The 12001-nt window shown below is 73.2% G+C and carries 11 protein-coding genes; 3 read left to right on the forward strand and 8 right to left on the reverse strand.

Annotated features, from left to right (window positions below; all coding sequences use genetic code 11):
- Positions 1-13 precede the first annotated feature (13 nt).
- Together FRANEAN1_RS26040 and FRANEAN1_RS26045 are read right to left on the reverse strand one after the other, a co-directional pair.
- Positions 14-772, reverse strand: a complete 759-nt coding sequence (locus FRANEAN1_RS26040; protein ID WP_020462755.1) for a RibD family protein — start codon at positions 770-772, stop codon at positions 14-16.
- Positions 769-1194: a hypothetical protein gene (locus tag FRANEAN1_RS26045; protein WP_020462756.1), complete on the reverse strand. Its 426-nt coding sequence runs from the start codon at positions 1192-1194 to the stop codon at positions 769-771. The genes FRANEAN1_RS26040 and FRANEAN1_RS26045 overlap by 4 nt, the downstream gene beginning before the upstream one ends.
- 77 nt (positions 1195-1271) lie before the next feature.
- On the opposite strand from FRANEAN1_RS26045, the gene FRANEAN1_RS26050 reads away from it, so the two are divergent.
- Positions 1272-2165: an exodeoxyribonuclease III gene (locus tag FRANEAN1_RS26050; protein ID WP_020462757.1), complete on the forward strand. Its 894-nt coding sequence runs from the start codon at positions 1272-1274 to the stop codon at positions 2163-2165.
- Between the two features lie 149 nt (positions 2166-2314).
- Here FRANEAN1_RS26050 and FRANEAN1_RS26055 read toward each other — a convergent pair whose 3' ends face one another.
- The 4 genes from FRANEAN1_RS26055 to FRANEAN1_RS26070 form a co-directional block, all read right to left on the reverse strand.
- Positions 2315-2914: an Hsp20/alpha crystallin family protein gene (locus tag FRANEAN1_RS26055; RefSeq protein ID WP_020462758.1), complete on the reverse strand. Its 600-nt coding sequence runs from the start codon at positions 2912-2914 to the stop codon at positions 2315-2317.
- A gap of 443 nt (positions 2915-3357) precedes the next feature.
- Complete coding sequence (locus FRANEAN1_RS26060; RefSeq protein ID WP_020462759.1) at positions 3358-4095, reverse strand: DUF4230 domain-containing protein; 738 nt, start codon at positions 4093-4095, stop codon at positions 3358-3360.
- A gap of 82 nt (positions 4096-4177) precedes the next feature.
- Entirely contained in the window at positions 4178-6076 is a 1899-nt protein-coding gene (locus FRANEAN1_RS26065) for a SpoIIE family protein phosphatase (RefSeq protein WP_020462760.1), read from the reverse strand.
- Positions 6077-6412: 336 nt separating this feature from the next.
- Positions 6413-6742 (reverse strand): hypothetical protein, encoded by a 330-nt coding sequence (locus tag FRANEAN1_RS26070; protein WP_020462761.1) that lies wholly within the window; start codon positions 6740-6742, stop codon positions 6413-6415.
- Positions 6743-7192: 450 nt separating this feature from the next.
- On the opposite strand from FRANEAN1_RS26070, the gene FRANEAN1_RS26075 reads away from it, so the two are divergent.
- Entirely contained in the window at positions 7193-8515 is a 1323-nt protein-coding gene (locus tag FRANEAN1_RS26075; RefSeq protein ID WP_049795763.1) for an ATP-binding cassette domain-containing protein, read from the forward strand.
- Positions 8512-9297 (forward strand): ABC transporter permease subunit, encoded by a 786-nt coding sequence (locus tag FRANEAN1_RS26080; protein ID WP_020462763.1) that lies wholly within the window; start codon positions 8512-8514, stop codon positions 9295-9297. Before FRANEAN1_RS26075 ends, FRANEAN1_RS26080 begins: the two co-directional genes overlap by 4 nt.
- A 66-nt stretch (positions 9298-9363) precedes the next feature.
- On the opposite strand, the gene FRANEAN1_RS26085 is transcribed toward FRANEAN1_RS26080, so the two are convergent.
- Complete coding sequence (locus tag FRANEAN1_RS26085) at positions 9364-11169, reverse strand: hypothetical protein (protein WP_020462764.1); 1806 nt, start codon at positions 11167-11169, stop codon at positions 9364-9366.
- Positions 11169-11954: an FkbM family methyltransferase gene (locus FRANEAN1_RS26090; protein ID WP_020462765.1), complete on the reverse strand. Its 786-nt coding sequence runs from the start codon at positions 11952-11954 to the stop codon at positions 11169-11171. The genes FRANEAN1_RS26085 and FRANEAN1_RS26090 overlap by 1 nt, the downstream gene beginning before the upstream one ends.
- Between the last annotated feature and the right edge of the window lie 47 nt (positions 11955-12001).

Here is a 12001-nt window from a genome sequence, read left to right on the forward strand (position 1 = left end):
CAGCCGGACGACATCAGGTCACGGACGGTGTCAGGTAACGCAGCAGCACGACGTCGTCGAGCTGGCGGACGTCCACGAGCCGCAGTCGGTGCGCGGTGTCGAACGGGAACGAACCCGGGCCGACGAACGTCGGGGCGGCGGCCTCACCGACGAAGAACGGCGCGATGACCAGGTGCAGCTCGTCCACCAGGCCCGCGGTGAGGAACGCGGTGTGCACGGTGGTGCCGCCCTCGACCAGTAGGCGCCGCGTGCCGCGCCGGCTCAGGTCGTCCAGCAGGTGCTCCAGCGGCGGCGCCTCGAGATCGACGACGGTCGCCACCGCGGAAAGATCCGGGGGGACGGCCGGCGCCGGCGACCCGGTCCCGGTACCCGCCCCCGCCCCCGCTCCAGCGCCAGCGCCAGGCCCAGATTCAGGCGCAGGCCGGGGCGCGGCTCCGGCGAACCGGTAGACGACCTTCTCCGCGCCGTCCAGGAAGAAGCGGGCGTCCGGGTCGAGCCGTCCGCCGCTGGTCAGGACGGCGCGCAGCGGAGTCGCCGGCCGGCCGGCCGCCGTCCGCTCGGCTCGACGGCGCTCCGAGCGGACCGCGAGGCCGGGATTGTCGCGGCGCAGCGTGCGGGCACCGACCAGGATCGCGTCGCAACCGGCCCGGACCTCGTCCACGCGGTCGAGATCGGCCTGGCTGGAGAGGACCAGCCGCTGGGGCGAGCAGTCGTCGATCCGCCCGTCCAGTGACATCGCGCAGCTCAGAAGCACGTACGGGCGCGCGGTCACTCCTCGGAGTCTTCGCCGTCCGAGTCCCCGCCGCCTGCCCCGCCGCCGCCCGAGCCACCGGAACCACCCGGACCGCCAGAGCCGCCGACGGCGTTCCCGCAGCGCTGGTCCACCCAGTCCGCGAGCTGGGCGCGAGGGCTGAGCACCGTCGGATCGTCCGCGACGCGGTCGGCGATGGCCCGGATGTCGTCCTCGGGCGCCAGGTCGCGTACGAGGAGGGCGACCAGGCGCGCCGACTCCGGATTCTGTTCGATCTCGCTCGGCTGAATGTTGATCTGTGAGCAGACCACGGTCGCGCCGGCCGCACGGGTCTCCTCGGAGACCTGGTCACAGCCGGCGAGGCCGGCGGCGCCCGCCGCGACGAACAACGCCGCGGCGAATCCCGGCCGACCAGGCCGCACGCTCCTGCCAGGAGCGGACATCGGTGTCATGTCTCCGAGGATGGCACGGACCGGTCGGTGCGGAGATCTGTCGGAGGTGAGGACTACCGTCTCATGGTGTGCGGATCGCGACCTGGAACATCAACTCGGCCAAGGCCCGGCAGCCCCGGCTGATCGAATGGCTTGACCGCGCGAGCCCCGACGTGGTCTGCCTGCAGGAGACCAAGCTCTCGGACGAGGCGTTCCTCGAGCTCTTCGACGAAGATCTCTTCCGCCGCGGCTACCGGGTCGCGCACCACGGCGACGGCCGCTGGAACGGGGTGGCGATCCTCTCCCGCGCCGGGCTGGAGGATGTGCGGCGCGGGCTGCCCGGCGACCCCGGGTTCCCGGGGCCCGAGCCGCGGGCGATCTCCGCGAGCTGCGGCGGGATCCGGATCTGGTCGCTGTACGTGCCCAACGGGCGCACGGTGGAGGACCCGCACTACGCCTACAAGCTGGCCTGGCTGGCCGCACTGCGCGACGTCGTGGCCGAACTCGCCCCGCAGGGGCCGGTGATGACGCTCGGCGACTTCAACATCGCGCCGACGGACGCCGACGTCTGGGACATCGCCGAGTTCGAGGGCGCGACCCACGTGACCGAGGCCGAGCGCGCCGCGCTCGGGCGGCTGCACGACGCCGGCCTGCTCGACCTGATGCGCGAGCGCTGGCCGGACGAGACCGTCTACACCTACTGGGACTACCGCCAGCTCTGCTTCCCCAAGAACTACGGGATGCGCATCGACCTGACCCTGGCCACGGCCGACGTCGCGGCCCGGGCACGCGCGGTGTGGGTAGACCGGGCTGCCCGCAAGGGCACCGGGACGAGCGACCACGCCCCGGTCGTCGTCGACCTGGACGAGGCGCCGGACGGCGACATCGGCCCGATGGTGCCGCCCCCGTCCTCGCGCGGCTCCTCCGCGCGTGGGTCGTCCTCCCGCGCCGGGGCGGGCACCCGCCGCCGCGCCTCCACCTGACCGCTCCCCCCGGCCGGCTGCCGACGCCGGCTCGGCCCGTAACGCAGTCGCCCCCGGCGAACGGACCAGACAGGGTCCGCACACCGGGGGCGATCATGCTTCGTTCTCCGGTCAGGCGCTACTAGCGCGCCGGCCGGTGCCGCGTTGGGTCAGGACGCGGGCGACTCGGCCGCCGCGCCGCCGTCACGCAGGGCACCACTCTCGGCGACGGAGTTGTTCTGGGCGCTGGCGCTGTTCTCCGTGCCGGCGCTCCCCTCCGCCGTGGGCAGCTGCGCCGCCGCCGGGGAGGCGCTGACCGGGATCCGCGTGCTGCGCGGCGCCGCCGCCGCTCCCGCCAGCCGGACGGTCAGCACACCGCGGTCGTAGCGCGCGCTGATCCCGGTCGCGTCGACGTTCTCCGGAAGGGCGAACTCCCGGCGGAACGACCCGTGCCACCGCTCGCGGTGTACCCGGCCGTTGACCGTCTTCTCCTGGGTGGACGAACGCTCACCGCGGACGACGAGCGCCCCGCGGTCGATCTCCACCGTCACGTCCTTCTCGACGTCGACACCGGGCAGCTCGAGATTGATCAGAACGTCGTCCCCGTCGACCAGGACATCGGCGCTCGGCACGACGCTCTGCGGACGGTTCGTCGCGCGCAGCGGGCGCACGGTGCGCTCCCGCGAGCCCCACGACCGCCGGACGATCTCGTTGAACTCACGGTCCATGCGCTCGAACGCGGCGAACGGGTCCCACAGGTAGGTGCTCATCTCGGTCGTACTCCCCTCTGGGTGGGGCCTCGTGCGTGAAGCCTCTCGTCGTCGGGCCCGATCGACCTCTCCGTCGGGCACGTACATGAGTCTAGACGACTCAATCTTACGAAGGCAAGTGAGCTCAGTAACTCGCATGCCACTGATGTGCAAAACCATCGTGGGGTGAGGCTCTGTTCCTGTGGCGCCACCCCCGACCGCGCAGGGCAAACCGCTGCGGGCTCCGGCAGTCACCCGCGTTACGGTGCCGACCAGGAGGAACCTCGCGCGAGGACGCCGCCTGACCACCAGTGAGCCGGACCCATGGGCGGGCAGGCCTCCGAACGCGTGAGCGGCCCAGCGCGTCCGGTCGTCCCGGATCGCGCTGGGCCGCGTCTCCGCCCGCCGCTGCTCCGTCCCGCCGGCGGGAGACCACCGGCGGGACGGGTTCGGCGCCCGGGGCGTTACTTGGGGTCCTCCGCGTAGGTCACCTTCACATCGGTGAAGCCGAGCGCACCGAGGAGGCCGCGCAGCATCGCCGTGGTGTTCGTCTTCGCGAGCGCGAGCACCTGGCCGTCGGCATTCGCGGCGTCGGCCATCTTCGCGGACGCCGTCTGATAGAGCTCGGAGTCATTGCTCTGGCCGCCGAACAGCCCGCCCACCCGGTTCAGCACGCCCCGCTGGCGGGCGACCACGTAGCTCTTGTCGAGATCGAGCCGCGGCTCGGAGATGGTGGGAGCGGGCAGCTGGATGGTCACCGACCGCCGGTCCGCGGAGACGGTGACCGCGCCGTCCCCGAGCTTGCCGAAGTCGATGACCGAGTCGACGGTGCCGACCCCGACGAACAGCGTGCGCTCCCCGCGCAGCGCGTCCGGGATCCAGCGGCTGTCCTCCTCCAGGTCGACGACGACCTCGAAGTGCGCGCTCGCCGCGTGGTATTCGCTGAGATCCTCGAGCGAGCGGAGCACGGCCGGCGAGCTGCGGTCGATCGTCCGTTCCTCGAACGGGTTCGGTATCGACGGCCGCCAACCGGCGACGAACGCGAGGCCGGAGATGACGAGGAGCACCAGCACGAGGTAGGCGATCAGGCGGACGGGGCTGAACCGGGAGCGCACCGCGCGGATACGTCGCGTGGCGCCGGAATCGTCCTGCTCGGTGGAACCAGGCGTGTCCCGAAGGGCGGAACCGGACTCGTCACTCATGGTCGGACATGTACCCGACGAAGATTGCGATCAATCGTTGTCGCGATCGTGCCGCGCGTCGCTTCCCAGCCGCGAGGGCCGGTCAGGGGCGCGGGCGGGAGACCTCGGTGGTGCGGGCGACGACGATCGCGGTGCGGTCGTCGCTCGGCCGGCCCGGGGCGTGGCGCCGCACGACCTCGAACGCGTCATCCAACAGCTCGGCCGGCGCCCGCCGCGGGTCGCGCAGCAGCTCGGCGACGAGCCGATCGACGCCGAACTGCTGGTGGGCCGCGTTCCTGGCCTCCACCAGCCCGTCGGTGTACACGAACAGCACGTCGCCGGGTTCCAGCCGCAGCACGTCGGTGTGCCACGCGCCGTCGGCGGCGACCAGGCTCGACATGATCGGCCCGGTGGCGGCCAGGCAGGCCACCTCCGCACGGCGGCCGGCGGCCTGTGGCCGTCCCGGCCCCGCTTCCGGGAGTCCCGGGCCCCCAGCCCCGCCACCACCACCGCTGCCCGCGCCAGCGCCGCTGCCACCGCTGCCGCTGCCAGCGCCGTCACCGACGCCTCCGCCGGCGGACCCGGCGCGGGCCACCGCCGAGGCCAGTCCTGGCTCCCGCGCCTCCCCGGCGGCATCGCACTCGACGGCCTCGCCCTCGATGGTCTCGCCGACGACGGCACCGGCGACGAACGTGCCGGCGACGGCGACAACCGTCCGCGGACCGGCGGGCTCCCCCGCCCTGGGCGCGCCCTCTCCGACGTCGCCCGCGGTCCCGGCGCGACGCGCCCGGCGCAGCAGCAGCGCGTCCGGATGGCCCGCGTTGGCGAGCCGGACCTCCCCACTGGCAGGGTCGACCACCGCGACCACCGCGGTCGCGAACATCTCGTCGGTCTCCCCGAGGCTGTCGACGACCCACTCGATCGCCTGGCCGGGATCGGCGCCCCGGGTCAGCGCGGCGTCGAGGAGCTGCTTGAGGCGCAACGCGAAGACACCGGCCACAGCGCCATGGCCGGAGACGTCACCGACCACGATCCCGACCCGTCCGTCCGGGAGCTCGAAGGAGTCGTACCAGTCGCCAGCGAGCTCGCCCTGCGCCGGGTCGACCCGTCCCCGCAGCACCAGCCCAGGCGCCCGCAGCACGGAAGGTGTGAGCGCGTCACGCAACGCGACCACCGCCGGCCCCTGCTGGGCGAGGGCCTCCCATGACCGCTCGTTCTGCCGCACGAGCCGGACGAGCTGCGCGCGCATCGCCTCGATGTTGCCGGCGAGCTCGACGATCTCCTCCGGCCCGACCTCGGGGATCCTGGTGTCGTACCGGCCGGCAGCGACGGCGTTCACCGCCCGGCGCAGGGCGTCGATGGGGCGCAGCAGCCACCTGCGCAGCACGGTCAACACCGTGAGTACCACGCCGAGAATCACAAACGCGGCGCTCGCCAGTGAGCTGAGGAGGAGGACCGCGGCGCTCTCCAGCCGCCCGGACGCCGCGGTCTGCTCGTTGTCGATCGCTATCCCGAGATCCGCCACCCGGCCGCGCAGCTCGTTGAAGCGCACCCTGCCGCCGGCCTTTTCGATGTTCCGCGCGATCTGGACGTCGCCGACCTCCATCGCGGCGACCTCGGGTTCGGCGACATCACTGCGCCACGCCTGATAGGCGGCCTCGATCTCGGCGGTGCCCTGGATGAGGTCGGGGAACTCGGCCAGCAGTTGCTGTAGCCGGTTCATCTGCTGGGGAATCGTGCGATCGGACTCGTTGTACGGGCCGAGGAAGCTCGGCTCCTCGGTAATGAGATAGCCGCGGACGGCGCTCTCCTGGTCGACGAAGTCGGCGAGCAGGAGAGCGGTGGTCGTCGCCGCCGGGTCGAGCCGCTCGCCGCGCTCGGCAGCCGCGTTGTTCGCGCGCAACGCGGCGAACACGGCGAGCGCGAGCATCACGGCTACGGCGATCGTGGAGATCGTGACGAGCACGCGGATACCGCTGCGCAGACCCGCCGTCTCACCCACCCGTCACTCCTCCGGCGCACGACCGCGGTGATCCCGGGGGTGTCCCCGGGGAGGCCGTCCCGCCACGACGCACTGTCCTCAGGAGACATTGTCGTCCAGGTCGGGAGACGCCCATCCAGCGGCCATCCGATCAGCAACGCCGAGGCACCAGATCCCGACATCGTTCGGTGTCGACCGCTGGTAGTTCCGGTGTCGGGTATGCATGGTTGGCATGCGTAATCATGGTTCCGGGCAGCGGGTGGGGACCGGGAGCCGGCACGCCGGGCATCGGCGAGACATCGGCCGGGCATCGGGCAGACGGTGGTGGTCCGCGCGGGACACCGCGCGCGGTAGCCGTCAACGGCGCGGGCCCACGCGTTCGGGCTTCGGCCGCTGGGATCCGGCTCGACGCGGGCCACTGTGGTAACGGTGCGCTCGCACACCCCAACCGATCGTGATCACCAGCAGGGCGCCGAGGAGGGACCCGACGACCGTCCGTGACGCGGGCTCGGCGCCCACCGGGCGGGCGAACACGACCTGACCGACGGCTCCGCCGAGCAGCGCGCCGAGGACACCCAGCACGGAGGCCGTCCCCAGCATCAGCGGCCGGCGGCCGGGAAGGACCGCTCGGGCCGCCACCGCCGCGAGCATCCCGAGCACGAACGAGGTGAGCACGAACCAGAGCATCGATCGCCCCCCGCCGGCCGCCGCCCGCCCCGGATGGGCCCTGGGCGAACCACGATCACACTGAGATACCCCACCAACACGCTTGGGAACCGAGTGTGGCGGACGTCCCCCGCCCAGATTTCGTCCTTTCTGGTGGTCGCACCCGATTCGCACGGTCGGGCACGGCCGGGGTCCGGCCCCGAACTCCTCGTCTCGACAGGACACCGCCAGGAACGTTCGGCTACCGTGCGTTCGTTCGAGTAACCGAGCAGAAAGAGCGGAACCCACCGGCGCGGCTGGTGGTTACCTGTCGTCACCCGACCGTTTCGTCAGTGCAGGCCGTGTGGTGGTGAGGAACCGCGGCGCGGTGAGGAGCATCAGCCCCGGCGGAAGACGCCTCGCGTTCCGCCGGCCCAGGCGCGGTTACTCGAACCCGGTCCCGGCACGGCCGTCCGCGGCCGTGCCCATCCCGTGGGCGTACCGCCCTCCTCGTCGCCGTTCGGCGACCATGACGTCCACTCGCCCGAAGGAGATCATTCCGACGATGCCGACGACGACCTCATCAGGCACGCGATGACGGCGAGCACGCCCGCCGAGCCGGCGCGTCGCCAGGCCGCCCCGTCCGACACCGGGCGGGGCGGGGCGACGTCGACCGCCCCGTCCGACGACAGGCGGAGGGGCGGGGCGACGTCGACCGCGCCCGCCCGCGGCCGGCACCGTGGCTCGCGGCCGGTGCCGTCCGACACCGCGGTCTGGACCCGCGGCCTGTCCAAGCGGTACGGCGAACGCCGCGTCGTGGATCACCTGGACCTGCGCATTCCCGTCGGCGCCCTCTCCGGCTTCGTCGGACCGAACGGCGCCGGCAAGTCGACGACGCTGCGGATGCTGCTGGGCCTGGTCCGCCCGACCGAGGGCCAGGCCTACGTCCTCGGCGAGCCGGTGAGCGCGCCCGATCGGTACCTCGACCGGACCGGGGCGATGATCGAAGGGCCGACGTTCCATCCGGGCCTGTCCGGTCGGCGCAATCTCGACCAGCTCGCCCTGCTGCGCGGACTCGGCCGATCCCACCGGGCGGGCGGAGCCAGCAGGCACGGAGCGGTTGGCGCAGGAGCGGCCGGCCGCGGCCGGCGGGGCCGGCGCGATCGGGTGGCGGAGGTACTCGACCAGGTCGGCCTCTCCACCCGGGCCGACGACCGGTTCAGCACCTATTCCCTGGGGATGAAGCAGCGGCTCGGTATCGCGGCGGCGCTGCTACCGGACCCGGACCTGCTGATCCTGGACGAGCCGACGAACGGGCTGGACCCGGCCGGCATCCGGGAGATCCGCACGTTGCTGCGGGATCTCGCCGGCACGGGGATGACGGTCTTCGTGTCCAGCCACCTGCTCTCGGAGGTGGAACAGATCTGCGACCACCTGGTGATGATCAGAAACGGCCGGATGCTGTTCCAGGGGCATGTGGCCGAACTCCTGGCGGCCGAGGACCCGCGCATCCTGATGGTGCCCGAGCGCGACGACGACGCCGTCCGGCTCGCCGGGGTGCTGGGCGCGGCCGGGCTGCGCATAGAGATCGAGATGACCGGCGGGTCACGGCCCATGCCGGCGCTGGTCGAACGGCACCCGGTGGTCGTCGCGCACGCGCCCGAGGGGCTGGCGCCGGACATCAACCGGATCGCCATGCGGGCCGGGATCACCCTGCGCTCGATCCGGACACACCGGCCGAACCTGGAGGAGACCTTCCTCAAGGCGACGGGGGACGTCGACGGTGACCTGACGATGCGAGGTGGTGCCACATGATCGACGCCTTCCGCTCCGAGTGGGTACCGCTGCTGCGCCGGCGGTTCCTGGTCGGCACTCTCGTCGCCGTCGCGGCCGTCGCCGCGCTGGGCACGGCGCTGACGATCTTCTCGGCGGGCCGCACCGACTTCGACGGCGATCCGGTGTCGGTCGCGATGCTCGCCGCGCCGTCCGGGGTCATCGAGGGCCTGGAGGCGGTGACGATCCTGCTGGGTGTGGTGGCGCTGTCCGTCACCGCCTCGGCGATCGCCGGCGAGTACTCCCATGGGACGCTACGCAACCAGCTCGTCGCGCAGCCGCACCGGTTGCGGCTGCTGGCCGGCAAGGTGCTGGCGCTGGTGGTCTTCCTCGTGCTCGTGGTCACCGTGTCCGCGCTGGTCACGGTGGGGCTGTCGTTCGCCCTGGCGCCGTTGAACAACATCCCGACCGACGCGTGGCTGTCCCTTTCCGGGCTGGCCGAGTTCGGGAAGGGCCTGGCCAACGTGACGTTCGGCACCCTCGGCTACGCCGCCGTCGGGGCGCTCGCGGCCGTGGTGCTGCGTTCCCCCGCCGCGGCGATCGCGGTCGGGGTCGCCTACGCCCTGCCGGTCGAGATGCTGGTGTCCCGGATCTACGCCCCGGCCGGTGGGTGGCTGCCGGCGCACCTGATGGAGATCGTGGCCGTCGGCGGCAACGGGTACACGACCGCGTACTCCGCCGCGGGCGTGCGGGTGCTGGTGTTCTGCGGGCTGGCCGCGGCGGTCACGGCGGTGCTGTTCCGCCGCCGGGACGTCACCGCCTGACGACCAGGGCGCCGGCCCGCCCGCCCGTCCGACCGCACCGGAACCGCCCGGCGCGCGGGCCGGCGCTCACTCGCGGAGCAGCACGTCCAGGTTCACCCGCAGCAGCCACTGGTCCAGCTTGAACGGCGGGTAGGGCCAGCGGATGCCGTCGAGCACCATCTGGTTCACCGGCAGCCACAGCACGCGGCGCCGCGCGTCCACCGCCCCCCGCCGGATCCCGACGTACCGGGTCGCCGGCCCGCGCAGGTGGTCCAGGCCGACGTCCACCGGGTCCAGAGTCCGGAAGGTCATCCGGCTGCCCCGGCCCGCCGGGCGCACCGCCGTCACTAAACCGTCCAGGCCGGCGAGGAGCACCGTCCCGGTCGTCGGGTCGACGGTCAGGCTGCGCACCAGCCCGCCGCGGTCGGTGTTGGCGACGAGGAAGTCCGGCCGGTTGTCCTGGCCCCAGGTCGCGACCGGCCAGTTGCCGGTGGCCGGGGTTCGGGTGACCAGGCCCCGCTCGCGCCCGAGCTTCGGGTAGACCGCGAGGCGGTCGGCGCGCAGCCCGTCGGCCTTCGTCCGGGCCACGTAGAGGGTGCCGTCCGCGCCGAAGCCCGCGGTCTCCATCCGCGAGCCGTCCTGCACGGCGCGCACCGCGGTGCTGCGCGGGATGATCCGGCCGGTCGACGCCTGGTACGAGAACTCCTGGATCGGGAACGGATGCGTGACGTAGTCGGCGCCCCGGCAGTCGCTGATCAGGACGAAGCGCTCGTCGTCGGCCTCGCTGGTCGGGTCGGCGACGACCTCCCGCGGGTTGACCACCACCTGTACGCCCAGCGGCCGGACCTGCGGGTACTGCCAGTACGCGCGGACGCGGCCGTCGAGGTCGAGGACCATGAGCGCGCCGTTCTCCGTCCCGCCGTAGCCGGTACCGAGGTACTGGGCGACGACCAGGTGCCCGCTGCGCGGGAGCCTGGCGATGGACGCGGGGCCGCGCGGCGAACGCGGCTCCCCCTGGTTGATGACGGGGAAGGCGGTGGCGGCGATGTGCGGCTCGAGGGTGCCCGCCAGGGCGTCGGCGGTGCGCGACAGCCCCGGGTCGTAGCGCCACACGCCGCCCGGGCCGTCGCGGCGCAGTTGCCCGAAGGCCGGCAGCTGGCCGTAGGTCCGCACGTCCCAGTTGTAGTAGGGCATCAGCGAGGTGAAGACGGCTCGCTCGCCCTCCTCCCCCGCCGGCGCGGGCACCACGATGACGTCCGAGACGTCGCCGCCGCCGATGCCGGCGAAGGCAGGGTCGGCGCGCGGCTGCGCCTCCCGGCCGGTGGAGGACGGGATGACCAGGCGGGTGAAACGGCGCCCCTCCGGCTCGAACAGGCCGAGCTCCATGCCGGTCCCGGTGAGCTTCGACTGGTCGTCGGTGAACGGCGTCGTGCTGATGAAGACCGTTCCGTCCGCCGCGACCGCCGACATGAACCCTGCCTGCCCGGGGCCGAATCCCCAGCCAGGCACGTCGACGACGTCGATCCTGGACGCGGAGCCGAGATCACCGAACGTGCCCGGCGCACCGAAGATCGTCAGCAGGTCCTCGGGGATCTCCTTGAGCGAGCCGGGGGGCAGGGACGGAGCCGCGGTGGCCCCGCCCACCGGCGTGGACGCGTGCGGCGACGGCACCGACGGCAGCGGGCCGGAGCCGTCGTCGAGCAGGCGCCACGCGGCCGCCCCGGCGGCGGACAGCGCGCCGAGGCCGGCCACGCCGGTGATCAGCCGCCGGCGGGTGAACGCCGGAGCGGGGGCACCCGGCCGGCCGGAGCGGGGCCTCCCGAGATCGTTGGTGGCGTCCGGGTCGAGCTCGGCCGCGCCGGTCCGGTCGGCCGCGTCGGTCGGGTCCGGCATCAGATGCGGGCGGCCCTGGGTCGGAAGACGATCGTGTTGACGTAGCTGTCCCCGGTGCCCTCGGCGACGGCGCGCAGGTACCCGTGCTGGGCGACGGCCTCCATCCCGCGCTGGTGACCGACCAGGTCGAAGCCCTCGAGCCGGTGCCACACCCCGTCGAGGTGGAAGGTGCCCTCGTAGCCCCAGCTCGCCAGCAGGTCGAGGGTGTCGGCGGCCGGCGACCGCGCGTCCTCCACCTCGACGACCAGCACCGGCCGGAACCGGCGCACCAGGCCCTCGGCGCCGCGCAGGACCGCCAGCTCGTGCCCCTCGACGTCAACCTTGATCAGGCCGACGTCCCGCAGGTCGAGCGAGTCCAGCCGGATCGTCTCCACGTCGACGGCCCGGCCCTCGGCGGCGGAGGCCCCGGCCGCGTCACGGCCGGTCGGACGCAGCAGCGAGGCACGCCCCTCGGTGCCCCGGCCGCCCGGGGGCAGCCACAGCCGTGCCGTCCCGGCCGTGTCCGACGCCGCCTTCGGCACCACGGTCACGTTGGACGGCGCCGTCCTGGCCACGAAGTCGGCCAGCTCCGGGTTGGCCTCGACGGTCACCACCGACCGGGCCACCCTGGACAGCCAGTACGTCCACGGGCCGTACCAGGCACCCACGTCGACCGCGGTCTGGTGCGGGTCGACGAACATGCGGACCTGGCTCAGGATCGGCTCGAAGCGGCGGTGGGCGTAAGCGATGGCCGAGGCGAAGACCTTGTCGGGGATGCGCTCGGCGAGGGAACTGGTCAGGGCCACGGATACTCCGTTCGGACGGCCCGCCGGAGGGCGGGTCGCGATGGGCC

Origin of the sequence: Parafrankia sp. EAN1pec (assembly GCF_000018005.1) — a bacterium.
GTDB lineage: Bacteria > Actinomycetota > Actinomycetes > Frankiales > Frankiaceae > Parafrankia > Parafrankia soli.

Coding starts and splice junctions, on each gene's coding strand:
- FRANEAN1_RS26045 (WP_020462756.1), bottom strand. CDS start 1,194: ATGTCCGCTCCTGGCAGGAGCGTGCGGCCTGGTCGGCCGGGATTCGCC.
- FRANEAN1_RS26055 (WP_020462758.1), bottom strand. CDS start 2,914: ATGAGCACCTACCTGTGGGACCCGTTCGCCGCGTTCGAGCGCATGGAC.
- FRANEAN1_RS26060 (WP_020462759.1), bottom strand. CDS start 4,095: ATGAGTGACGAGTCCGGTTCCGCCCTTCGGGACACGCCTGGTTCCACC.
- FRANEAN1_RS26070 (WP_020462761.1), bottom strand. CDS start 6,742: ATGCTCTGGTTCGTGCTCACCTCGTTCGTGCTCGGGATGCTCGCGGCG.
- FRANEAN1_RS26080 (WP_020462763.1), top strand. CDS start 8,512: ATGATCGACGCCTTCCGCTCCGAGTGGGTACCGCTGCTGCGCCGGCGG.
- FRANEAN1_RS26085 (WP_020462764.1), bottom strand. CDS start 11,169: ATGCCGGACCCGACCGACGCGGCCGACCGGACCGGCGCGGCCGAGCTC.